We start from the raw sequence: 25034 nt of genomic DNA on the forward strand, positions 1-25034 counted from the left end.
TCACAATTGCTCTTAGCTATGTTTTACTGTAAAGTTTTGTTAGGATAAACTTGAAAGGGGAACGCTATGAAGAACGAACGGACATTAAGAAGTATGCAGGTAGAGGTGGATGAGTATATTCAACAATTCAAGGTCGGTTATTTTTCTCCTTTAGCTCAAATGGCACGCTTGACGGAAGAAGTTGGCGAGCTTGCGCGAGAAGTCAATCATTCTTATGGTGAAAAAGCGAAAAAGAAAACGGAGAAAGAAAATTCTGTTGCACAAGAGTTAGGCGATGTGCTTTTTGTTACAATGATTATGGCTAATTCACTAGATATTGATTTGACAGAAACTTTTGAGAAGAATATGGAAAAGTTTAACCGAAGAGATCATTACCGATTTGAGAGAAAAGATGGTCAAAGGGACGAAGGATAAACGTCCAATCAAAGAGAAATACTGAAGAGGTAGAAAAATGAAATTAGAACAATTACCGCTGGAGTACCAAAAGGCGATTCCAGTTTTACAAAAATTAGAACATGCCGGATATGAAGCTTATTTTGTCGGCGGGAGTGTTCGTGACATCTTATTACATCAGGAAATTCATGACGTGGATATTGCAACGAGTGCGTTCCCACAAGAAATCAAAACGCTGTTCCCTCGAACGATTGATGTCGGCATTGAACACGGAACCGTTTTAGTCTTAGAAGAAGAGGAACAATATGAGATTACAACCTTTCGAACAGAATCGACTTATCAAGATTTTCGACGTCCGGATAAAGTGGAATTTGTTCGTTCGCTTGAGGAAGATCTAAAGCGACGTGATTTTACAATTAATGCATTTGCTTTAAAAGAAGACGGAAAAATCATCGACCTTTTTGATGGCTTGGCTGATTTACATAACCATGTTTTACGAGCTGTAGGAAATCCTCACGAGCGTTTTCATGAAGATGCACTACGAATGATGCGTGGGCTGCGATTTGTTAGTCAATTGGGCTTTGAATTAGAAACAGAAACAATGGAAGCAATCAAAGAAAACCACGCCCTATTGGGGAAAATTTCTATTGAGCGAATCAATATTGAATTTGTCAAAATGCTTTTGGGAAAAAATCGTCGAGCAGGTTTACAAGCATTCGTTGAAACCGAATGTTACATCTATTGTCCAAGTCTAAGTGAGGAAGGTGAAGCCTTGCTACGAATGGCTGATTTGCCAGATATTCCGTTGAGAACTGAAAGTCAAGCATGGGCATTGCTACTAAATCAATTAGGTCTAGCTGGTTCAGCAGTCCGACCTTTTTTGAAAAGTTGGAAGTGCTCCAATCAAATGATTAAAGAGGTACAGGCGTTAGTCCAAGGATTGACTTTGCGACAACAGGGGCCGTTATTACCAATGTCTCTGTATCAACTAGGGGAAACAGCAGCTGTTCAAGTAGAAGAATTAATGGTTTATTTTGAGAAAACACCTGAGCTTGAGAAAGTAAAGGAGGCTTATCAAGAACTTCCAATCAAATCATTACGAGATTTAGCAATCGATGGGAAAATTTTACTAGCTACGATGGAGCGAAAACCAGGTCAATGGGTCAGTGAGGCACTGCATTCGGCAGAAGAAGCGGTCATTAATCAACTAGTGAAAAATGAGCGTGAAGTATTATTGACTTACGTGAAGGAGCAACTCAGTAATTAAAGTATAAGAGGAGGCGTGGAAAAAAATATTTTTTCCACGCCCTTTTTCTGAATAAATGTTGTTTCTCAAACAGCTCTTCTATGTAGCTTGCATCCATTCAATAGATGAAGAGCTACTCTGTATGACTACTGGCTAGAGTATTGAGCCAAAATGTTTTAAATTACAACTTCTATTCACGGTTTTCTCCAAGCTACGTCTTTGACAATAAGTTCTCTTTTCATAAAAAATATGAAAAACTATTTTTAGAACTTAAAATGTGACCACTTACATTTGTTATGCTAAACTTGTAGTGCAATGCTGATTATTATTTGGAAGAAGGAGATTTTTTATGAAAAAAGAAATGACAGCGCTAAAATTTTATTTCCGTAATGGAGAAACTTGGACGATTGATCGTCGTCATATTGGTGACTTATGGATCAAACAAATCACAACGAGCTTTGGAAGAATCAATGGAAGTGAATTTGTTGAGATTCATCCATGTGCTGGATTTAAAATCGAAATTTTTCAAGAAGGCGACTCAGTTGCAACGCATGATATCAACTTGGGTGGCTTAGAAATGGGCATGTTTAGCCGTGCGTTAAAATATGAAGATATTGAGCGAATGGAAATTTTATATCGTAATGGTACGCCTGATATGGTTTATTTCCCTTACCTAGATAAAGGAACAGAAGGTTTGGACAATCAATATCAATCAACAAAAATCAGTGAACAAACGGGAAGCTTGTACATCGTCATCAATCCTGAACAACGTGTAGAAGAAGTTTACAGCCAATTTTTCGAATAGAAAAGTAGTAAAATGTATTTGTTTTTTTCCTCGACTACGGGGCGAAAAATGGATACATTTTTTGCTGTGTCCATTTGTAAAATCGCTTAGTGCAGTGAAATGAAAGCTTCATTTTTATTTTCTGAAAGAACTTTTTAATTTTTTTGCGGAAAACTTGCTATCTTGCATCTTTTGGAATAGAATAGGGTCTTGAAAAATCATTGTAAACAGCAAACGGACAATAGTGAAACGAGAGATGAGCTCGATTAAAAGAGTTCGAAGTTTTGCTATCAAATGTGCAGTTTGTATATAGGAGATCTGAAAAATGAGAGAGAGTTTTGAAAAACAAAAAAGACTGTTGCATGATCGCTATGGGGCATTTTCAATGGAAGATCGTCGTCGGATTCTTTGCTATTTACGAAAGAAAAATATTTTAACGTATCGTCAAATGGAACGTTTAAAACATGAATTACTTCGTTTAGAATCAAAACGAGTACAGTGTGAATTAGATGGCAATGAGGTACAAGCTGAAGCTGTCGAAAGTAAGATTTTGAAGAAAAAGGAACAATTTTTAAAGGTACTTGCACAAAATAAAAAATAGAGGAGATGGGCCATGGAATTTGCTGAATTAGTAATCATCTTTGCTGTAACGATTACTGCATCAAACATAGTCAGCCGCATCTTACCGGTAATACCAGCACCATTGATTCAAATTTTTCTTGGAGTTATTTTAGGTTTAACAAAATGGGGTGAGTCCATCAACTTTGAACCAGAATTATTTCTGGTGATGATCATTGCTCCTTTGTTGTTCCGTGAAGGTGAAAAAGCAGATGTTACATCAATTCTTAAAAATTTTGATACAATTCTATTTCTAGCCTTTGGTGGGGTTATTTTGACTTTGCTTGGTGTAGGAATGACACTGTCGTTTTTACTACCAAGTTTACCTTTTGCTGCCTGTTTTGCCTTTGGCGCGGCGCTTGGGCCAACAGATGCCGTTGCGGTCAGTTCCTTGTCAGGGCGAGTGAATATTCCCAAAAAAGCCATGCATATCTTAGAAGGCGAGGGCTTACTCAATGATGCATCGGGCGTTACAGCCTTCCAATTTGCGTTAGCTGCCTTGATCACTGGTTCTTTTTCTGCGGTAAATGCAGGAGTAAGTTTAGTGATCTCAAGTTTGGGTGGGGCACTTGTAGGTTTTTTGCTGGTTTGGGTTAAACGAAAAGTCATCAGCATGATTGAAAAAGCTTCGGCTAGAGATGTGACAGGCTATTTATTAATCGAACTTTTATTGCCTTTTTTGGCCTATGTGTTGGCAGAAGTCTTTGGTGTTTCAGGTATTATTTCTGCGGTCGTTGCTGGTATATTACAAGCATCCAGTTTTCGAAAAATCACGATTTTTGATGCAGAGTTATCCAGTTTATCCAATAGCACTTGGACCACTGTGACATTTACGCTGAATGCGCTCGTGTTTATTTTCTTAGGAATTGAATTGACACAAGTCTTTTCGCCCGTCTGGGAGAATGGGGCCTATCCCAATTGGATGTTGATTCTTGTCATTTTGTTGATCTCAGTGATGTTGTTTGTCATTCGTTTTGTTTCAATTACGGCTTTTTATTTATTTAAGGGTGGCTTAACTAGATTTAAAGAGGAACTCAATGAAATTTTGATTTTAACTTTTGGTGGGGTTAAGGGAACAGTCAGCTTAGCAACAATTTTTATTTTGCCGCTGACAATTAATGGCATGGTCTTTCACCAGCGATCATTGCTGCTATTCTTAACTGCAGGTGTCATTTTGGTTACGTTGGTTGTTGGGATTCTTGCATTACCAATCTTGACTGAAGAACAAGAAACAAATGGAACAGATTTAAACGTATTAATGATTTTAGAAGAGGTTGTCGAAAGTTTGCGTCAAGAAGCAAAAGACTTACCGAAAAATTCAAAAGAGTATCTGGCGACAGAAGCTGTGATTGAAAATTATCAAGAACGAATTCGAGAACTGTATTTTGAAGATTTAACGGAAGATGAAAAACAAGAAGTACAAGAAATCCAAGCACTTATTTTGTCGATTGAACGTGATGGATTAGATGAAAGCTATCGTTCAGGTAAATTGACAGTCAATGGTTATCGCTTTTATTCACGCTTTTTGTCACGCTTTGAACGCTCAATTACAGGTGAAATTCTTTCCTTTATCGGTTTTTGGTTATTATTTGTTCGGCGAGTCATTCGAATCATTTTGCATCCAAAAATGTTCTGGGAACGTCGCAACAGAGAGCAACAAACCGTTGTTACAAAAAAAGATATTAGTGATGTAAGAGATGTCTACCATAAAAATACACAATTGATTATTGAAAGCTTGGACAACCTAACAGATGTGTATGGCGATGTGATGATCCAATTCTTTATTGAACAAAGGAAAGCGCAAGAAATGCGGATTATGTCGAAAAACTTTTTCTCTACAATGATGATTCAACAAGAAACTTTATTTACGAAAAAAATGCTTCGAGGCTATTATTTGGAACGAAAAGTTGTCGATGAATACGAAGTTGCTGAAACGATTACCACTTTTTCAGCAAATGATTATCGAAAAAATATCAATCTTTTAGAATCCTACACAATGAATAAACCGACTGATACTTCACCTTTACGATTTGTGTATGGTCGAAAAAAGCGCGAGCTGCAAACCAAAAAGATGAAGCAACAAGCGTACGATAAATAATGAATTTAAGCAAGCTTGAAAGAAAGATCATGATGATTTTTCTTTCAAGTTTGCTTTTTCGTTTCTGATAATAGTTAAGTGAAAAAGTCTCATTATTCTTATGGATTTTATGATACAATAACCGAGATAAGGAGGGGACAAGTTGAAAGAATTAAAAGTAACTGACCTCAAAAAAACTTACGGAGAAAAAGATTTGTTTAATCAAATTTCTTTTTTGATTCATGAAAAAGATCGGATTGGATTGATTGGAACAAATGGTACTGGTAAGACTAGCCTCTTAAATATCTTAGCCGGCATAGATAGTGGTGATGGGGATCGCCAGACAGTTTTTTATCCAACGAATTACCGAATAGGCTATTTATCACAATCAACAGATTTTTCAGATGAGTTAACTGTTCTACAAGCAGTTTTCCAGGGTACAAGCCCTCTTATTCGAACAGTACGTTCCTATGAAGAAGCTTTGCTACGCTTGAGTGCTAATGGTGATGATCCAGCTGCACAAAAACAATATGCACAAGCGGAAGAAGCAATGAATAAAGAAGATGCTTGGACGACAGATACGAATGCAAAAATTATTTTGCAAAAGCTAGGTATCAGTGAATTAGATAAAAAGATTGGTACACTTTCTGGTGGGCAAAAGAAACGTGTGAGCTTAGCTCAAGTCTTGATTGATGAACCAGATTTATTATTGTTAGATGAACCAACAAACCATTTGGATTATGCAGCAATTGAATGGCTTGAATCTTATTTGAAGCAGTATCGTGGTGCATTGCTAATGGTTACCCATGATCGTTATTTCTTAGATCGAGTGACGAATCGAATTTTTGAATTGGCGTTTGGTGATCTTCATGAATATAAAGGAAATTATGAAGCGTATGTTCTAGAGAAAGCAGAGCGTGATCGTGTCGAAGTTGAACAGGAAGAAAAGCGCAAGCGTTTATACAAACAAGAGCTTTCTTGGATTCGCGCAGGTGTACAAGCACGAGGCACAAAACAGCAGGCTCGAATCAATCGCTTTGAAGATTTAAAAGAAAACTTATACCAAGTAAACCAGGAAGCAGACTTAGAGTTGAACATCGCAACACAGCGTCTTGGGAAAAAAGTTTTAGAGATCAAAGATGGGTATTATTCCATTAACAACCAAATTTTATTAGCTGATTTGCAATTGTTGATTCAAGCAAAAGAACGACTAGGAATTACTGGAAAAAATGGCGCTGGAAAGTCCACTTTACTAAATATTTTGGCTGGACGAATAACCCTAGATAGTGGTACATATTCTATTGGGGAAACGGTGCGATTAGCGTACTACACACAAGAAAACGAAGAGATGGCGCCAGATCAACGAATGATTTCTTATTTGCAAGAAGCTGCAGAAGAAGTTAAAACAGCTGACGGCGCTCAAATTGGTGTAGCCGAATTATTGGAGCGATTCTTATTCCCAAGATATATGCATGGCACACGAATTGGTAAACTTTCTGGTGGCGAAAAACGACGTTTATATTTATTAAAACTTTTGATTCAACAACCAAATGTTTTATTATTAGATGAACCAACCAATGATTTAGATATTGCTACGTTAACCATTTTGGAAGATTATTTTCGAACATTTCCAGGTGCAGTAATCACTGTGTCCCATGACCGCTATTTCTTAGATAAAGTAGTTGATAAGTTACTTGTTTTTCAAGGAAACGGCAGGCAGGAACTTTTTTACGGAGACATGTCCGACTACTTAGAAAAGCAAAAGGAAGAAGATAAAGTAGTCGTTGCTAAAGCAAAGTCAAAAGCTACACCAAAAGACGAAACAAAAAAGAAAAAGCTCTCTTATATGGAACAAAAAGAATGGGCAACTATTGAAGATGATATCGCAGAGTTAGAAAATAAACTCGATGAACTGCAAGAAGAAATGAACCATCAAGGAGATGACTTCACACGTCTTCAAGAATTACAAAAAGAAGTAAGTTTGACAGAAGAGCAACTGGAAGAAAAAATGGCTCGCTGGGAATATCTTAGTGAGTGGGCCGATAATTAGGAGGAGAATGAATGGAACAAGCTTATCTTGATTTAGGAAAAAAGTTGTTGGAAGAAGGAAATCAAAAAGGTGATCGAACAGGAACAGGTACACTTAGTACATTTGGCTATCAAATGCGTTTCGATTTACAAAAAGGTTTTCCATTGTTAACAACTAAAAGAGTCCCATTTGGTCTCATTAAAAGTGAATTACTTTGGTTTTTAAAAGGAGATACGAATATCCGCTATCTTTTAGAAAACAATAATCATATTTGGGATGAATGGGCGTTTGAACGCTATATCAAAAGCGAAGATTACACTGGTCCAGATATGACGGACTTTGGCCATCGAAGCTTAGTTGATGAGGCATTTAACGAACTTTATCAAGAACAAAGTAAACAATTTTGCGAAAAAATCATCAATGATACAGAATTCGCAGCAAAATATGGAGATTTGGGACATATTTATGGGTATCAATGGCGTCATTGGGAAACAAAGGATGGCAGTTTTATTGATCAAATCAAAGAAGTGATCAAAGCAATCAAAACGACGCCAGATTCCAGACGTTTGATTGTTTCAGCGTGGAATCCTGAAGATGTACCAAGTATGGCGTTGCCTCCTTGCCATACTATGTTTCAGTTTTATGTTTTTGAAGGTCGCTTAAGTTGTCAGTTGTATCAACGAAGTGGTGATGTTTTCTTGGGTGTTCCATTCAACATTGCTAGTTACGCATTGCTTACTCATTTGATTGCGCATGAAACAGGGTTGGAAGTTGGTGAATTTGTTCATACGCTAGGTGATGCGCATTTGTATTCCAATCACGTAGAACAAATGAAAGAGCAATTGAGTCGTGAAATACGTGCGTTTCCAAAATTAAGTTTGAATCCAGAAAAAAAATCTGTATTCGATTTCGAAATGGAGGATATCCAATTAGAAGGATACCAACCACATCCAGCAATTAAAGCACCGATTGCTGTGTAAGAAAGGATGAGAAGATGCTAGCTGCAATTTGGGCACAAGATGAAAATGGACTGATTGGAAAAAATGAGCAACTTCCTTGGCGATTACCGAATGATTTGAAGTTTTTTAAACAAACAACCGAATCAAATATTTTAGTAATGGGCAGAAAAACATTTGAAGGAATGGGCAGTCGACCATTGCCAAACCGCCAAACAATCGTCCTTACACATGATAAAAATTATCAAGCAGATGGCGTAACCATCATGCATGAACTAGAAGAAGTCCTTGCTTTTGAAAAAAAAGCAGATGGCATTGTATTTATCGCAGGTGGTGCTGCCATTTACCAAGAATTTTTACCTTACTGTAATGTATTGTATCGCACCGTGATTCAGCACGCCTTTGATGGTGATACATACTTTCCAACTGTTGATTGGGAAGACTGGTCATTGATCAATGTCAGTACAGGTGAAGTAGATGAAGCCAATCCTTATGTACATCAATTTGAAACGTATCAACGAAACGAAAAATAAAAACGACAAGTATTTTTAATTTCGCTCGTATGTATAAAAAAGACCTTTGCACGTACTTCGCGCAAAGGTCTTTTTTTATGCGTTCTTTTTGGAATCAAGTAAAGAATAAGACAGAAAAATACATGAATCCTGCACCTAACATAACAAAAAGATGCCACACGACGTGCATGAAGCGAACGGATTTCAAACTATAGAAAAAGGCACCGATTGTATAAGAAAGTCCACCTAAAACCATTAATGAAATCCCCGTTAAACCTAATGAATGGTAAAGAGGTACTGCAGCAATCAGGCAAAGCCAACCCATCACAATGTAAATGAAGGTTGAGACTTTTGAGACCGTTTCTTTTTTGTGCAAGGTTAGTGACTTATAAACAATTCCAGCAATCGCAAAAATCCAAATCAAACCAAAAAGTGTCCATCCTAACCAACCTTTCACACTTAAAAGACAAAAAGGTGTATAGCTTCCGGCAATCAATAGGAAGATAGAGCTATGATCAAAGACTTGAAAAACGTTTTTTGCTTTGGTAAAAATCAACGAATGAAACAACGTTGAAGTTAAAAATAAAAGAATCATCATAGATCCATAAATGGCATAAGTGACAACGTGAAGAGGAGAATGAAGATGTGCGCCTTTAATGAGCAAAATGACTAAGCCAGCGATACTTAATCCAGCACCAATTCCGTGAGTGATCGCATTAAAAACCTCGTTGACAATCAAGTAACTGCGACTAAATTTTGTTTTTTCCATGAAAACGGCTCCTTTGTTTGACGTATTTAATGAAAAATCATTGTTTGTCTGTTATACTAAAAAAAGAAATTGCCTTGAATGTAAGTTTAACATGAATAAGGCAGCTGTTAAAGGAAGAGTGAGAAAACAATGACAAATGTAAAAATTGTAACAGATTCTTCTTGTACAATGGAAAAAGATGTACGAGACACTTTAAATATTCATGTCATGCCACTATCAGTAATGATTGATGGCGTTATGTATCCTGATGACGATCAGTTAGACGGAGAAACATTCATGCGGATGATGTCTACTGCTAAAGCTTTGCCAAAAACGAGCCAACCACCAATTGGTGAATTTGTTTCATTATATGATGAATTGGGCAAAGATGGCAGTGAAATTATTTCCATTCATATGACAAAAGGATTAAGTGGAACTGTAGAAGCTGCACGTCAAGCGAGCAATTTAACTAAAAGCAAAGTAACGGTTATTGACAGTGACACAACGGACCAAGGCTTGTCCTTCCAAGTCATTCAAGCAGCAAAATTAGCAAAAGAAGGTAAATCTTCAACCGAAATTTTAGCTGAAATCGAAAAAATTCGAGACAATACCAAATTATATATTGGTATCGCTACTTTAGATAACTTAGTCAAAGGTGGACGAATCAGTCGTGCGACAGGACTGCTGTCAAGTATGTTGAACATTCGTGTGGTCATGAATTTTACCCATGGAAATTTAGTTCCAGTTGCCAAAGGCCGCGGAAAGAAAACTTTTGATAAATGGTTTGATAGCTTGAAAAAAGAACTAAAAGAATTGCCGAATGTTCATCAAGTTGCTATTTCCCATGCTGATGCAAAAGAATTGGCATTGGAGTTCAAAGAAGGTCTACAAGAACTATTTCCTGAAATGCACATTCCAATTTTACAAACAAACCCAGTAATTGCTACACATACGGGTAAAGGTGCTTTTGCGATCATGTATTATGTCGATTAAAAATCAATAGCGTCAAAAAAAAGAACTAGTTAGGTGATAGTTTCCTTTTACTAGTTCTTTTTGTATGCTTTTTTGAAAAAAAGATAAGTTCTTACGATTTCTTTCGAAAAGCTACCTTTTTCAAATAACTTTTGATAAGATTAGAAACAATTGAAGACAGAGGTGAAAAAATGAAATTACTTAAGAAATATAGATTGTTTTTCATTCCAATCGTCATCGCAGTCGTTGTTTTCACAGGTTTATCATTGAGTATTCCGAAAGCAGAACCCTTAATAAAGCCAACAGTTACTACGAAGAAAACGTCGAACATGAAAAATAAACTTCATTATGTAGCAATTGGCGATTCATTGACTGAAGGAGTAGGTGACCAAACCAAGCAAGGTGGGTTTGTTCCTTTAATTGCCAATGACTTACGAGAAGATTATCAGCTGAAGACCGTTGAAACAGAGAATTATGGTGTCAATGGCGAACGAAGTGATCAAATACTTAAGCGAGTGAAGAAAAAAGAAACGATCCAATCAAACATTGAGACTGCTGACTTTATCACATTGACTGTGGGTGGAAATGATTTGATGAAGGTGATTCAAAATAATTTTTTTGGGTTAACAACACACTCTTTTAAAAAACCTTTAAAAGACTATCAAGAAAACGTGACCAAACTTTTAGCAGAGATTCGAGGCTTAAACTCAAGTGCGCCGATTTATGTTCTAGGTATTTACAATCCTTTTTATTTGAACTTTCCAGAAATTACAGATATGCAGACAATTGTAGATAATTGGAATCAAGGAACAGAGACAATTGTTAAAGAGACGGATAATTGCTATTTTATTCCAATCAATGACTTACTCTATCAAGGATTAGATCAAAAAGTTGGAGTAGCTGAAGAACAATCCAATACAACAGATAGTACAGCAGAAAGTCTGAATGATATTAAAAATAATGTTTTGTATGAAGAAGATCATTTTCATCCAAACAACTTAGGCTATCAATTGATGGCAAATGCAGTAAAAGAAAAATTAGTTGAGACTAAAGAACAATGGTTACTAAAGGAGGGTGAAAAATGACAGAACAAGAAAGTCCAAAAAATCCAGAAATAAAAGTAAAAGAACCTTTGAGTGCGAAAAAAAGTCATGTGTCAAATTATTGGCAAATGGCTTTCTTGATTTTATTAGGCGTTGTGGTTGGCACAATTCTTTTTTTAGGCGCTCGAATTTTTTCAAGCCAACCCGAGTACAAAAATATGCCAGAAATTACAGCAATCGAAGGAGAACCAGTTCTAACAATCAATTCAAATAAAGAAAAAGTCAATCAGTTGATTAGTTTTTTCTTGAGTGATTTTCAAAAAGAAGGCGACATCGAGTATAAATTTTATTTAGAAAATGAAGCTATGTTAAATGGTCAATTTGAAGTCTTAGGTTTTCCTGTAAATTTCTATTTGTATTTTGAGCCTTATGTCATGGAAAATGGGAATGTTCAGTTGAAAGCAAAAAGTTTATCCATTGGCACATTGAGTTTGCCGATCAAAGATGTGATGAATATGGTCAAACGTAATTATAATTTGCCAAAATGGGTCGAGATTGACACGAAAGATTTAACAGTTATGCTTCGGCTTGATAAGTTCCGAATGCAAAATGGGATGTATATTAAAGCCGATAAAATAAATTTAGTGGACGATGATATCCGTTTTAGTTTATACTTACCCGCAAGTGAAGGAGCAACAAAAGAAAGTTCTGATCAATAAGTGAAATCAAATGAAAGAATCAAAAGGGGGGATTTGATGGAACGTGCAATTTTTGCAGGTGGTTGCTTTTGGTGCATGATTCAGCCATTTGATACTTTACCAGGTATCCATTCCATTATGTCGGGATATACTGGCGGACAGTTGGTTAATCCAACATATGAACAAGTGAAGAGCCAAACAACTGGTCATACAGAAGCAGTTGAAATTATTTATGATCCACAAGTGATTTCCTATCAAGAATTAGTCAATTTATATTGGGAACAAACAGATCCGACTGATGCGTTTGGTCAGTTTGAAGATCGAGGGAGTAGTTATCGACCTGTCATTTTTTATTCAACAAAAGAGCAACAAATGATTGCAGAAAAAAGTAAACAACAGTTAGCTGAGAGTGGTCGTTTTACAGAAAAAATTGTGACGACTATTGAACCCGCACAGCCATTTTATTTGGCTGAAACAAGTCACCAAGACTACTATAAAAAGAATCCAGAAAACTTTGCACGCAATCATGCAAGAAGAGCGGCTTTTGTCGAGAAAAATTGGGGGAATCATCAGTGAATCGAAGTTTTTACCATTATTTAATGACCCTTCGTGGACCAAATCACCTAGATCCAGTGACTGAATTTGCAAACGAAGCAGGAAAAGATATTCAGTTTCCAAAGCATAGCTCAGATTATGAGGAGCTTTCTGATTATTTGGAAATGAACGTAGACTATCTGGCATCCATGGACGTGTTCGATGCAGCTTGGGAACAATATTTGGAAAACAATCATGCTTCTTAAGCTTTTGTTTGTCTTTGAAAAAAGATTAATTTCATCTCTTAGTCGCAATTTGTTTGAAATTTCCCTATAATAAAAATAGAACTACAAATGAGGGATGAATGTTGACAACGAAACAGAAGTGGACGAATCGTTTTTGGCTAGCTGTGAAATATTTATTGATTTCGATTTTTCTGGCATTTATTTTACGTGGCTTTCTTTTTATTCCAGTGCCTGTTGAAGGAAATTCAATGGAAAATACATTGAGTCAAGGAAATATGACGGTAATGGAAAAGTTTAGTGAAATCAAACGATTTGATGTTGTTGTTTTTCAATTAGCAGATGGAACAATCTACATCAAGCGGGTAATCGGCCTGCCTGGTGAAACAATCAGCTATCAAAATGACACATTACAAGTGGATGGGAAAAAAATCGAAGAACCTTTTTTGAATAAAAATATTCAATCGGATCATGAAACTGCACCTTATACGACAGATTTTACATTGCAAGGATTAACTGGGGAAGAAAAATTGGCTAAAGATAATTATTTTGTCATGGGTGATAATCGAAGAATTTCAAAAGATAGTCGTTCTTTTGGTACAATTTCTCGCGAAGATATCTTGGGTAAGGCACGTATGGTGTACTATCCTTTAAGTGAAATCAAATGGATCAAATAATTGATGGCTTGAAATAGTATCAGTCAAAAAGACAATTGAGTGAGATCAATTGTCTTTTTTTGTTTTTTTAATATAGCTAAAGTTATTTTTTGACAGCTGCCAACTGGATATGTTAACGTTTTCTTAGAGAGGTAAAAAAATTTTTTGTTGTTTTATCTTATCTTTTTTGGAGGAGGTGAAAGTTGAAAAGAGAGACGAGAAAATTTGTTAAATAATAAAACAAAAAAGGAGTAAGAAAATGAAAAAGATTATTGGAGTGTTTTTTGCTTTGTTCTTATTGCTTCCTCAAGCAATGGTAAATGCAAGTGAAATGGAACAAACAGTTATTGAAACAAGTACTAGAGCAAACAACCAAATGGAATATGAAATTACTAGAAATATTTTGGTAGGTTCATTTACCGAGGACTGGGAAGTAGAAAGAATGAGAGTAACAGATTATGCAATTGAGTTTGATGCTAATATGTGGGATTTTGGAGAATATAGCAATCAAGTACGAGAGACACAGACTCTATCCAGCGGACCAGAAGGTAATTATAAAATCGATGGTGAACGAATCCTTCGTGAAAAGAAAAATGGTCGAAGCTACTACACTTTTCGATTTAAAAGAAAACAATACATAAACGGTCCTAATACAGTTATTCATATCAAATCAGTTGTAGATACTGACTTTTTATACAACGAGCTGATTATTAAGCTAGATACAAAAATACCAGAAAACTATACTGACTTACTTGTTTCTATTCAAAGTAAAATGGATCCTTGGAAAGTAGTTGATTGGGATATAACACATAATAAAGCGATTAGCTTCAATAATAATGGTAACAGCAATCAAAAATGGTACCTCAAATATAATGAAGCAAAAAATGCGTATAGTATTCATAGCTATAAACAAACTGACTATAACTTAATAGAAAATAGTAATGGAACTGTCGGTGTCCAAGCAAATGTTAGCAATAATGATAGCGCGCTTTGGCAATTGATTTGGGAAGGTAATCATACAAACGGCCAAACTTACTTTTTGAAGAATCTAAAAAGTGGCAAAGTCATGGATATTGAAGCAAGTAAATTAGATGGCGGAAATATTATTACCTTTAACAAAACAAATGCCGAAAATCAGAAATTTATTTTGCACATTGAAGGAAGAAAGTAAACGATCAAAAGGGTTTGATCTAAAAATTTAATTAGGAAGGAAGAAAGAAAATGAAAAAGATAATTGGGTTGTTTTTAACATTATTTTTATTGTTCCCTCAGATGGTAGTGAATGCCAGTGAAAAGGAACAAACGGCTTTGGGAAGCGAAGCAAATACGGCAGAAAGTCGTGGTATGAATTACTGGGTTGACTTCGGCTATCATACCTCTAATTTTTTAGCGGGCTGGAAAATAGAACAACTTAGAGTGACCGATCAATACATTGAGTTTGATGCAAATGTCGGTTCATATACTGGTGGAGGTGGGCCAATAGAGACAGCAGATGCTTTATGGGCAGGGCCTGAAGGAAAGTATGAAAGTCAAGGAAAACGGATTTCTCGTGGCGTCAATTATGGTCGTCATTATTACACGATTCGATTTGAAAGAAACCAATACATAAACGGAACAGCTACGATTCGTCTAATGCATTATACGTATGGTGCTGAGAATTATATCTTTTTGAAATTAAACACAGGGGTACCGGTTCATTATGGAGGTTTATTAGTATCTATTCAAAGTAAGATTGATCCTTGGAAAGTGATTGACTGGGATTTAACACATAACAAAGCAATTAGTTACCACAACTATGGCAATAATAATCAAAAATGGTATTTAGAGTACGATGAAGTGATTGATGCTTATAGTATTTATAGTTATAGAAGTAAGTACAATTATCTAGTAGAAAATAGTAATGGGCAAGTTGTAGTAACTAACAGTGTTAATAAGAGAGAAAACTCATTTTGGAAATTGATCAGCGAAGGGACTCATGAAAATGGCAATACTTATTATTTGAAAAATTTCCAGAGTGGCAAAGTCATGGACATTGAAGCAAATCAACTAGACGGGGGCAATATTATTACGTTTGATAAAAAAAATACCGAAAATCAGAAATTTATTTTGCACATTGAGGGGAGAAAGTAATTTCTGGATAAACTGGAAAATTGAAAAATTTGTATTTAAAAGAGAAAGCAAAAAAGGAGATGCCAAGTAGGTATCTGCCTTTCTTGCTACTTGAACGTTTAGTTGGTCGGTAGAAAAAAACGAAAAAAAGGAGAAAAAAATGAAAAAATTGATTGGGTTGTTTTTTACTTTATTTCTATTTTTGCCTCAAGTGCTGGTCAATGCAGATGTCGTCAATATAGAAGGAGAGAAAAGTATTGAAACGATAACACATCGCATGAGTTACAGTAACGTTCGTCCATTAGTTTCAGGTCCATTTTTTGGGGGATGGGAATTGGAAGCAATGAGAGTAACTGATTATGCGATTGAATTTGATGCTAGTATGGGGATCTATGGAGGACCTTCAGAATACTACCCTAATTATGAAGAAACCTATTTAGCGACTGGACCGGGAAAAAGTCACAAGGTTCAAGGTATTCGTAAATTAAGAGAAACGAAGAATAACCGTAATTACTATACGATTCGATTTGAGAGAGATCAGTACATAAACGGAGAAACAACGGTCTATTTTTTAACACTGACAAGAGCTACTCCATATTTTAATTATTTGTCATTTGACTTACACACAGGAATAACAGAAAACTATAATGATTTATTGGTTTCCATTCAAAGTAAGATTGATCCTTGGAAGGTCGTTGATTGGTATGAAGAACAAAATACGGCAATTAGCTTCAATAATGATGGCAATAGTAATCAGAAGTGGTATCTCAAATACAATGAAGCAAAAAATGCGTATAGTATTCATAGCTATAAACAAACTGCCTATAGCTTAATAGAAAATAGTAATGGAACTGTCGGTGTCAAACCAAATGTGAGCAATAATGATAGCGCGCTTTGGCAATTGATTTGGGAAGGTAATCATACAAACGGCCAAACTTACTTTTTGAAGAATCTAAAAAGTGGCAAAGTCATGGATATTGAAGAAAGTAAATTAGATGGCGGAAATATTATTACCTTTAACAAAATAAATACCGAAAATCAAAAGTTTATTTTGCATATTGAGGGGAGAAAGTAAGGATTTTGTTTGAAGCAAAAGAAGGAGAGATGCAGGTGACCATTGACTAACTTTAAAAACATGATTTGAAAGCAAAGAAAAAGAAATCACTCCAACAATGTAACGTTGGAGTGATTTCTTTTTGTTTAATTTTATCCTTTTTTAGCTTTACATTGCCATCCAAGAGGGCTCTAACATATTTCCATCTAGGTCTTGTACTTCAAGGCCAAACATTTGATCTTCTGGAATACCCATGTCCACGTGATAATAAGATCCACCATTTTCTTTTGCTGTTTTGGCAAATTTTTTGACTGCTTCTGCATTAGGTAGACTGAAAGCAATCAGTGCGCCACTGGTTGTCTGTGCATCTGCAATTTTTCGGTCGTTGATAAATGTTTGATAAAATTCATGATCCAACAGCATAATCCAAAAGTGATCATCCCACACCATAGAGCTTGCTTGTTCTGTCGAAAATTCTTGATTTTGTTTAAACCCAAGTTTCGTATAAAATTCTGTTGACTTTTTCACATCTCTAACTGGAAAATTAACAAAAACCATTGTGCTCATTTTTTTCGACCCCTTTCTATTATCATAATCTACTGTTTGGAAAGCGCTGTCAAAAAATCTGCTTAACCTTTTGCCTAACCTTTAATGAAGAAAAGCAAATTTTAACAAATATTTTTTTGCAGAGTAGGTAAATCTACTTTGCTTTTTTTTAACAAAAATGTTTCGATCAGTGCAATCTTTTGATTAAATTATTTTGATTAATAAACGAAAATTGGTGTGATTTGAACGCTTCTTCTTTAAGAATAATTATTTTATGAAGCAGAGAAAGATAGACGCAACAAAAAAAACAAATGTGACTTTCGAAATGAAAGCTAAAATGGATGGCGAATTATGCTTGAAAAAAGAAAAATAAGTTGCAAAAAAAAGCAAAGACTTGTAAGTATATGAGTTATTGTTTAATCTAGCAGAAATTTATGGTAAAATGCGAAAGATGTTTAGTGATAAGATAATACATGGAACAGTTTTTTTATAAAAGAAAAAGCATGGTTTTATGAAAGATCTTTTATTAGAAATAAAACAGTTTAAAGGTTAGTAAACCCGAATACGAAAGGAGTTGTATTTATAAGATGACTATCCAATGGTTCCCTGGACACATGGCTAAAGCACGTCGTGAAGTCTCTGAAAAAATGAAATATGTTGATATTGTGTTTGAATTAGTTGATGCGCGTCTGCCATTATCATCAAGAAATCCAATGCTTGATCAAATCATCCAACAAAAACCACGGATTGTTTTATTAAACAAAGCTGATTTAGCAGATCCACAACAAACAAAATTATGGCAAGAATACTTCAAAAAGCAAGGTCACGCAGCTTTAGCAATCAATGCACAGGAAAATAAAGGTGTTAAGGGCTTGATTCCAACCGCCAAAGAAGTGTTAAAAGAAAAAAGAGCGAGAGATGCTGCTAGAGGATTGAAACCACGCGCGATTCGAGCAATGGTTTTAGGAATCCCCAATGTCGGAAAATCGACATTAATGAATCGCTTAGTTGGAAAAAAAATTGCACAAACAGGAAATAAACCTGGGGTTACTAAGGGTCAACAATGGTTACGCCATGGAACAGAATTAGAATTATTAGATACACCAGGAATTCTTTGGCCTAAATTTGAAGATGAAGAGATTGGTAAAAAGCTAGCGTTGACTGGGGCAATCAAAGATCAATTACTTCATTTAGATGACTTAGCCATCTATGGTTTGGATTTTTTTGCTCGTTATTACCCGGGAAGAATTCAAGAACGTTACCACTTAACAGAAGAACAAGAGCAAGGCCTTGCACCAGAAATTTTAATGGATATCACGGCTAAAAGAGGCTTCAGAGATGATTACGCTCGGGGAAGTGAACTAGTTGTGTTCGAAATCAGAGATGGTAAACTAGGGCGCTACACGTTAGATCGTTGTGAAGAAATGGGGCAAGAAGTGAATGAGTGAATCGATTCAAGCCATTAAGGAAAAACTATCTACAATTACTTCCTTCACTGATCCTTCACTTGAATATTTGAAACAAGATCCGCGAAAAGGAGTGCAACAAGCACTTGATTCCTTAGCAAAGCGACTTGAAAAGGAAGCGAAAGTAAAAGAAAAGTATCAAGAAATGTTTATTTTTGAAAAACAAGGGTATGCCAATGGTCATCAATGGATTGCAGGGATTGATGAAGTTGGTCGGGGGCCTTTAGCTGGTCCGGTTGTTGCGGCAGCTGTTGTATTACCCAAGGATGAAGAAATTCTTGGCTTAAATGATTCTAAACAGTTATCTGAGAAAAAACGTGAATTACTTTATCAAGAAATTCAAGAGAAAGCTTTGGCTATTGGAATTGGTATTATTGATGAAAAAGTAATCGATCAAGTCAATATTTATGAAGCAAGTAAACTAGCAATGATACAAGCAGTTGAAAAATTAGCAGTTAAGCCAACTTATTTACTGATTGATGCGATGAAATTAGATTTGCCCATTCAACAAGAGAAGTTAATCAAAGGTGATGCACGCTCTGTTTCTATTGCCGCCGCCAGCATCATTGCTAAAGTTTACCGCGATCGTTTGATGAAAGAATACGACCAATTGTATCCGGGATATGGATTTGGGCATAATGCTGGTTATGGGACAAAAGAACATTTGCTCGGTATGGAAAAACAAGGAATTACACCAATTCATCGTCGAACATTTGCTCCAGTTAAAAAATATTTATAAAAATTTAAACTCATCTTTTGCGTATCTTATCAAAAAGAAAGCAAAAGGTGGTTTTTTTATGGAAAAAATAAAAGAATATTTATTGCGTTTGACTTACGCAAAAGGAATTAGTAGTCAAGGAAAATGGCAAGTGCTTCAGTACTTGTTAGAAAATCCAGAAGTGCGCTTAACAATAGAAGTGATTTGTAAGGTTGCCTCCATTACGAGTCATCGTGAACTATTTCGACAAAGCTGGTTGGAAATCGAAGCCAACTGGGAAAAGATTAAAAAAGACCAACAGTATATTACTTGCTTGGATCCACGGTATCCTCCACAACTACTGGATTTGACATATCCTCCTATTCTATTATTTTATCGAGGAGATATATCTTTATTGACATGCAAGATGCTGAGTGTTGTTGGGGGAAGACGTTCGTCAGTTCTTGCAAAGAAAACTGTTTTTCAGCTCTTACGTCCAGTGATTGCTGATGGTTACGTAATCGTAAGTGGCTGTGCTAAAGGCATTGACACATATAGTCATTGTGCAGCAATTAGGGAAGGTGGGCGAACGATTGCTGTTGTTGGAACAGGTTTGAGAAAATTTTATCCGAGAGAAAATGAACAATTACAAATGAAAATTGCGGAGGAGCATTTGCTGTTAAGTGAGTACCCGCCAGAAGCAGGACCAAGGAGACATCGTTTTCCGATGAGAAATCGAATCATTGCTGCCTTGTCACGGGGAACTTGTGTAGTAGAGGCAAGGAAAAAAAGTGGTTCACTAATAACAGCACAGCAAGCATTAGACTTAGGTAAAGCTGTTTTTGCCGTTCCAGGAAATGTTTTAACAGAACACTCTGAAGGCTGTCATCATCTAATTCAAGATGGCGCAATTTGTACGATTTCAGGACAAGATATTTTGGAAGAATTGAAAGAATAACAGCACATTTCCCATTTGCTTTCCTTGACAAACGATTTCTGAATGGATATGATTAGCTACGATTTGTAGGAAACCTCTAATATAAGTATATATAGTAGGAACTCGACAATGAAAGGAGTCCATTCAAGAATGGCATATAAATATTTAGTGATTGTAGAATCACCAGCAAAGGCCAAAACAATTGAAAAATATCTGGGCCGAAATTATAAAGTAATGGCAAGTGTAGGCCATATTCGTGATTTACCAAAAAGTAAAATGGGAATTGATGTCGAAAATAATTATGAACCCCATTATATTTCCATCCGAGGAAAAGGCGACGTTATCAAAAGTTTAAAATCTGCGGCTAAAAAAGCACAAAAAGTTTATCTCGCAAGTGACCCGGATAGAGAAGGGGAAGCTATCGCTTGGCATTTAGCTTATTTATTAGGATTAGATCTTGAAGACAAAAATCGTGTTGTTTTCAATGAAATCACCAAAGATGCTGTGAAAGCAGCGTTTAAAGAACCTCGTTCAATTGATGTTGATTTAGTGGATGCACAACAAGCACGCCGCGCACTAGACCGATTAGTTGGTTATTCAATCAGCCCAATCCTTTGGCGTAAAGTGAAAAAAGGATTGAGTGCGGGGCGCGTTCAATCTATTGCTTTAAAAATTATCATTGATCGTGAGCAAGAAATTCGCGAATTTATTCCAGAAGAATACTGGAGTATCGATGGAAATTTCAAAAAAGCACGTAAGAAATTCAAAGCGAACTTCTGGGGAATCGATGGGAAGAAGAAAAAACTGCCGGATGCAGAAGCTGTGAAAGAAGTCACTGCTAGAATTGATGGTCAAGACTTTGAAGTGAAAAAAGTGGAAAAGAAAGAACGAAAAAGAAACCCAGCAAACCCATTTACTACGAGTAGTTTGCAACAAGAAGCTGCACGTAAGTTGAACTTCCGTACAAGAAAAACAATGATGGTCGCACAACAACTTTATGAAGGAATTGCATTAGGCAAACAAGGAACAGTTGGTTTGATCACCTATATGCGTACCGATTCAACACGAATTGCCGATACAGCAAAGGCTGAGGCAGCTTCATTTATCCAAGAAACTTACGGTGATGAATTTTCTGCCCATGGGAATAAAAAAGTAAAAAATGCTCAAGGCGCACAAGACGCCCATGAAGCAGTGAGACCAACGAGTGTTTTACGCACACCCGACGAAATCAAACAATATTTAGATAAAGATCAATTAAAATTGTATACATTGATCTGGTCACGTTTCGTTGCCAGTCAAATGACACCAGCAATTTTAGATACGATGAAAGTGACTTTAGACCAAAATGGTGTCATCTTTATTGCTAATGGTTCAAAAGTGAAATTCAAAGGATTTATGCAGGTGTATGTTGAAGGGCGTGATGACGGGAAAGAGGACAAAGAAAATATCTTGCCGGAATTAACAGAGGGAGATATTGTTCAATCTGTGGACATCGAACCAAAACAACACTTTACGCAACCACCAGCAAGATTTAGTGAAGCAACGCTTATCCGAGCGTTGGAAGAAAATGGTGTCGGTCGTCCATCTACTTATGCACCAACGTTGGATACGATTCAACGTCGTTACTATGTCAAATTGACACAAAAACGTTTTGAACCAACGGAGTTAGGTGAAATCGTCAACTCATTGATTGTTGAATTCTTCCCTCAAATCGTTGATATTCATTTCACAGCGGAAATGGAAAATGACTTGGATAAAGTGGAAGAAGGGAAAGAAGCTTGGGTCCAAGTAGTTGATCGTTTCTATAAACCGTTTGAAAAAGAATTGAGTAATGCAGAAGAAAAAATGGAAAAAATCCAAATCAAAGATGAACCAGCCGGCTTTGATTGTGATGTCTGTGGGCATCCAATGGTGATTAAATTAGGAAAATATGGTAAATTTTACGCATGTAGTAATTTCCCAGATTGCCGCAACACAAAACCAATCGTTAAAGAAATCGGTGTTACTTGTCCCGTATGTCACGAAGGCCAAGTGATTGAACGTAAATCCAAGAAGAATAGAATTTTTTATGGTTGTTCTCGTTTCCCAGACTGCGAATTTACTTCTTGGGATAAACCAGTAGGCAGGAATTGTCCAAAATGTAATCAATATCTAGTTGAGAAGAAAGTTAAAGGTGGCAAACAAGTTGTCTGTGTAAATGGCGACTATGAAGAAGATGTTCAAAAATAATCGAAAAGAGGTTTTTACTTGAAAACTGTAAATGTCATTGGTGCCGGTCTTGCCGGAAGTGAAGCAGCTTGGCAAATTGCACAAGCTGGAGTTCCTGTTCGTTTATATGAAATGCGTCCAATTAAATCAACGGAAGCACACCATACTGAAAATTTTGCAGAATTAGTTTGCTCTAATTCTTTAAGAGGAAATAGTTTAGCAAATGCTGTCGGTCTATTGAAAGAAGAAATGCGTCGTTTAAATTCAGTAGTGATTACTTCGGCTGACGAAACGGCAGTTCCTGCTGGTGGTGCATTAGCGGTTGACAGAGATTCATTTTCAGAAACGATTACTCGAAAAGTGAAAGAGCATCCATTAGTCACTGTGGTCAATGAAGAAATGACTGAAATACCAGAAGGCATTACCGTTATCGCAACAGGTCCGTTGACTTCTCATCCATTAGCAGAAGCAATCAAAGAATTTAATGGTTCAGATGGTTTTTATTTTTATGATGCTGCTGCACCAATTATTGATAAATCAACGATTGATATGGACAAAGTTTATTTGAAATCACGTTACGATAAAGGTGAGGCAGCTTACTTGAACTGTCCGATGACAGAAGAAGAGTTTACGGCGTTCCATGATGCATTGATTCATGCAGAAGTTGCAGAATTAAAAGCATTTGAAAAAGAAAAATATTTTGAAGGTTGCATGCCAATTGAAGTAATGGCACAACGTGGATTTAAAACGATGTTGTTTGGTCCAATGAAGCCAGTTGGATTGGAAGACCCAAAAACAGGCAAACGTCCTTATGCAGTAATCCAATTGCGTCAAGATAATGCGGCTGCTTCTCTTTATAATATTGTTGGTTTCCAGACTCACTTGAAATGGGGCGAGCAAAAAAGAGTATTTCGTATGATTCCTGGATTGGAAAATGCTGATTTTGTACGGTATGGAGTCATGCATCGTAATAGTTTCATGAATTCACCAGAACTATTGAAACCAACTTACCAATCAACAAAGCGCGAAGATTTATTTTTTGCAGGTCAAATGACTGGTGTGGAAGGCTATGTAGAAAGCGCAGCTAGTGGTCTGCTAGCTGGAATCAATGCTGCACGATTGGCAAAAGAAGAAGAGCCAATTGTCTTTCCGCAAGAGACAGCGATTGGAAGTATGGCATACTATATCACGCATGCCGAAGGAAAACATTTCCAACCAATGAATGCAAACTACGGGTTGTTTCCGGAATTACCTGAACGAATCCGCGATAAAAAGTCACGCTATGAAGCGTTGGCAAACCGAGCATTAGCTGCCAATGAGAAAGTAATTGCTGACTTATCTTCACCTGTTTCTGCACAATAAACAGCAAAATTGATTCGACTTAGAGAATGATGCTTGATTCATCCTTCTCTAAGTTTTTTTGTTGCGTAAAATGAAAGATTCACTGAAAAATTAACGAGAAAAATGAAAACAAAACGAAAAATTGTGCGAATTGTGAACAAACTTAGAAATATTGATTAAATTCTGACAATTTATTTGTTTTTTTATAATGGCTATGCTAAATTTATTTCTGGGATTGTAAGGAAGGTGAAAAAATGGCAGAACTAAGCTTGGAAGAAAAGTTTCTACGCTATTTGATTGTCGAGCGAGGGTACTCGGATAAGACACGTCAAGCATATGAGGAAGACATTAATGACTTCAAAGAGTTCCTAAAAGAATCTGGTGAGGAAGACTTATTGAGTATCAATCACTTAGATGTACGAGTGTATTTAGGATTTTTATCGGACAAAGAATACAGCAGGAACACAATTAGCAGAAAAATTGCCAGTTTACGTTCATTTTATCAATATCTTTTAAAAGAGGAATTGATCGAGGAGAATCCTTTTTCTTATGTCCACTTAAAGAAAAAAAATATTCGATTACCACGTTTTTTTTATGAAAATGAAATGCAAGCTTTGTTTGAAAGTGTGGCTGGTGATAAACCTTTGGATTTTAGAAATCGGGCAGTGCTAGAAGTTTTGTATGGCTCTGGCATTCGGTTAAGTGAATGCAGCGGATTAAAAGTGAAAGATATCGACTTTCAAGCAGAAGTAATGTTGATCCATGGAAAAGGAAACAAAGAAAGATATGCGCCACTGGGATCATTTGCTCAAGAAGCTTTACAAGAATATTTTGAAAAAAGTCGCTCGTTCTTGATGAACAAATATCATAAGGAACATGATTTTGTTTTTGTTAATCACCACGGCGATCCGATTACACCAACTGGAATCGAATATATTTTAAATCAAATAATCAAAAAAAGTAGTTTAGATAGTGATATTCATCCCCATATGTTGCGCCATACGTTTGCAACACATTTGTTGAACAATGGTGCAGACATGCGGACAGTTCAAGAGTTATTAGGACATGCAAATCTATCTACAACTCAAATTTATGCTCATGTGACGAAAGAAAGTTTACAAAAAAACTATCGCTCTTTTCATCCAAGAGCGTAGCAAAGACATTATTT

The 25034-nt window shown here is 36.2% G+C and carries 25 protein-coding genes; 23 read left to right on the forward strand and 2 right to left on the reverse strand.

The window, feature by feature from the left end; genetic code table 11:
• The first annotated feature begins 66 nt into the window (after positions 1-66).
• From DOK81_RS08485 to DOK81_RS08520, 8 genes are all read left to right on the forward strand, one after another.
• A complete protein-coding gene (locus tag DOK81_RS08485; protein ID WP_206910041.1) occupies positions 67-414 on the forward strand; it encodes a nucleotide pyrophosphohydrolase in 348 nt (115 codons plus the stop codon).
• A gap of 37 nt (positions 415-451) precedes the next feature.
• Positions 452-1660 (forward strand): CCA tRNA nucleotidyltransferase, encoded by a 1209-nt coding sequence (locus DOK81_RS08490; protein WP_206910042.1) that lies wholly within the window; start codon positions 452-454, stop codon positions 1658-1660.
• A 328-nt stretch (positions 1661-1988) separates the two neighbouring features.
• On the forward strand, positions 1989-2444 hold the full coding sequence (locus tag DOK81_RS08495; protein WP_206910043.1) for a hypothetical protein: 456 nt from the start codon (positions 1989-1991) through the stop codon (positions 2442-2444).
• A gap of 304 nt (positions 2445-2748) precedes the next feature.
• A complete protein-coding gene (locus DOK81_RS08500) occupies positions 2749-3024 on the forward strand; it encodes a hypothetical protein (RefSeq protein WP_067484952.1) in 276 nt (91 codons plus the stop codon).
• A gap of 12 nt (positions 3025-3036) precedes the next feature.
• Positions 3037-5139, forward strand: coding sequence for a sodium:proton antiporter (locus DOK81_RS08505; protein ID WP_206910045.1), 2103 nt, complete (start codon positions 3037-3039; stop codon positions 5137-5139).
• A gap of 142 nt (positions 5140-5281) precedes the next feature.
• Positions 5282-7168 carry an ABC-F family ATP-binding cassette domain-containing protein gene (locus tag DOK81_RS08510; RefSeq protein WP_206910047.1) on the forward strand — a complete coding sequence of 629 codons (1887 nt, stop codon included), beginning with the start codon at positions 5282-5284 and terminating at the stop codon, positions 7166-7168.
• 11 nt (positions 7169-7179) lie between these two features.
• Positions 7180-8127: a thymidylate synthase gene (locus DOK81_RS08515; RefSeq protein WP_206910050.1), complete on the forward strand. Its 948-nt coding sequence runs from the start codon at positions 7180-7182 to the stop codon at positions 8125-8127.
• Positions 8128-8141: 14 nt separating this feature from the next.
• Complete coding sequence (locus DOK81_RS08520; RefSeq protein ID WP_206910052.1) at positions 8142-8636, forward strand: dihydrofolate reductase; 495 nt, start codon at positions 8142-8144, stop codon at positions 8634-8636.
• A 94-nt stretch (positions 8637-8730) separates the two neighbouring features.
• On the opposite strand, the gene DOK81_RS08525 is transcribed toward DOK81_RS08520, so the two are convergent.
• Entirely contained in the window at positions 8731-9384 is a 654-nt protein-coding gene (locus DOK81_RS08525; protein WP_206910054.1) for a hemolysin III family protein, read from the reverse strand.
• 129 nt (positions 9385-9513) lie between these two features.
• Here DOK81_RS08525 and DOK81_RS08530 point away from each other — a divergent pair, with 129 nt between their 5' ends.
• From DOK81_RS08530 to DOK81_RS08570, 9 genes are all read left to right on the forward strand, one after another.
• Entirely contained in the window at positions 9514-10356 is an 843-nt protein-coding gene (locus DOK81_RS08530) for a DegV family protein (protein ID WP_206910056.1), read from the forward strand.
• Positions 10357-10526: 170 nt separating this feature from the next.
• Positions 10527-11420, forward strand: a complete 894-nt coding sequence (locus DOK81_RS08535; RefSeq protein WP_206910058.1) for an SGNH/GDSL hydrolase family protein — start codon at positions 10527-10529, stop codon at positions 11418-11420.
• Between the two features lie 29 nt (positions 11421-11449).
• Positions 11450-12097 (forward strand): YpmS family protein, encoded by a 648-nt coding sequence (locus DOK81_RS08540; RefSeq protein ID WP_206910113.1) that lies wholly within the window; start codon positions 11450-11452, stop codon positions 12095-12097.
• Between the two features lie 36 nt (positions 12098-12133).
• Entirely contained in the window at positions 12134-12652 is a 519-nt protein-coding gene (gene msrA / locus DOK81_RS08545) for a peptide-methionine (S)-S-oxide reductase MsrA (protein ID WP_206910060.1), read from the forward strand.
• Positions 12649-12876, forward strand: coding sequence for a YozE family protein (locus DOK81_RS08550; protein WP_206898792.1), 228 nt, complete (start codon positions 12649-12651; stop codon positions 12874-12876). Before msrA ends, DOK81_RS08550 begins: the two co-directional genes overlap by 4 nt.
• Before the next feature lie 101 nt (positions 12877-12977).
• A complete protein-coding gene (gene lepB, locus DOK81_RS08555) occupies positions 12978-13529 on the forward strand; it encodes a signal peptidase I (protein WP_206910114.1) in 552 nt (183 codons plus the stop codon).
• Positions 13530-13767: 238 nt separating this feature from the next.
• Positions 13768-14679 (forward strand): RICIN domain-containing protein, encoded by a 912-nt coding sequence (locus DOK81_RS08560; protein WP_206910062.1) that lies wholly within the window; start codon positions 13768-13770, stop codon positions 14677-14679.
• Between the two features lie 50 nt (positions 14680-14729).
• Positions 14730-15638, forward strand: coding sequence for an RICIN domain-containing protein (locus DOK81_RS08565; RefSeq protein ID WP_206910064.1), 909 nt, complete (start codon positions 14730-14732; stop codon positions 15636-15638).
• Between the two features lie 139 nt (positions 15639-15777).
• The gene (locus tag DOK81_RS08570) at positions 15778-16692 is read left to right on the forward strand and encodes an RICIN domain-containing protein (protein WP_206910066.1); all 915 of its coding nucleotides are present in this window, start codon (positions 15778-15780) and stop codon (positions 16690-16692) included.
• Between the two features lie 147 nt (positions 16693-16839).
• Here the strand turns inward: DOK81_RS08570 and DOK81_RS08575 are convergent, their stop codons facing one another.
• Positions 16840-17238: a VOC family protein gene (locus DOK81_RS08575; protein WP_206910068.1), complete on the reverse strand. Its 399-nt coding sequence runs from the start codon at positions 17236-17238 to the stop codon at positions 16840-16842.
• Positions 17239-17804: 566 nt separating this feature from the next.
• Between DOK81_RS08575 and ylqF the strand changes: the two genes are divergently transcribed.
• From ylqF to xerC, 6 genes are all read left to right on the forward strand, one after another.
• Positions 17805-18665 carry a ribosome biogenesis GTPase YlqF gene (ylqF, locus tag DOK81_RS08580; RefSeq protein ID WP_206910069.1) on the forward strand — a complete coding sequence of 287 codons (861 nt, stop codon included), beginning with the start codon at positions 17805-17807 and terminating at the stop codon, positions 18663-18665.
• Complete coding sequence (locus DOK81_RS08585) at positions 18658-19422, forward strand: ribonuclease HII (RefSeq protein ID WP_206910070.1); 765 nt, start codon at positions 18658-18660, stop codon at positions 19420-19422. Before ylqF ends, DOK81_RS08585 begins: the two co-directional genes overlap by 8 nt.
• A gap of 58 nt (positions 19423-19480) precedes the next feature.
• The gene (gene dprA, locus DOK81_RS08590; protein ID WP_206910071.1) at positions 19481-20338 is read left to right on the forward strand and encodes a DNA-processing protein DprA; all 858 of its coding nucleotides are present in this window, start codon (positions 19481-19483) and stop codon (positions 20336-20338) included.
• A gap of 129 nt (positions 20339-20467) precedes the next feature.
• Entirely contained in the window at positions 20468-22546 is a 2079-nt protein-coding gene (topA, locus tag DOK81_RS08595; RefSeq protein ID WP_206910072.1) for a type I DNA topoisomerase, read from the forward strand.
• Between the two features lie 18 nt (positions 22547-22564).
• Complete coding sequence (gene trmFO, locus DOK81_RS08600) at positions 22565-23887, forward strand: FADH(2)-oxidizing methylenetetrahydrofolate--tRNA-(uracil(54)-C(5))-methyltransferase TrmFO (RefSeq protein ID WP_206910074.1); 1323 nt, start codon at positions 22565-22567, stop codon at positions 23885-23887.
• A gap of 233 nt (positions 23888-24120) precedes the next feature.
• Positions 24121-25020, forward strand: a complete 900-nt coding sequence (gene xerC / locus DOK81_RS08605) for a tyrosine recombinase XerC (protein ID WP_206910076.1) — start codon at positions 24121-24123, stop codon at positions 25018-25020.
• The last annotated feature ends 14 nt before the right edge of the window (positions 25021-25034 follow it).

Origin of the sequence: Enterococcus sp. DIV0660C, from assembly GCF_017316125.1 — a bacterium.
In the GTDB taxonomy this organism is placed as follows: domain Bacteria; phylum Bacillota; class Bacilli; order Lactobacillales; family Enterococcaceae; genus Enterococcus_B.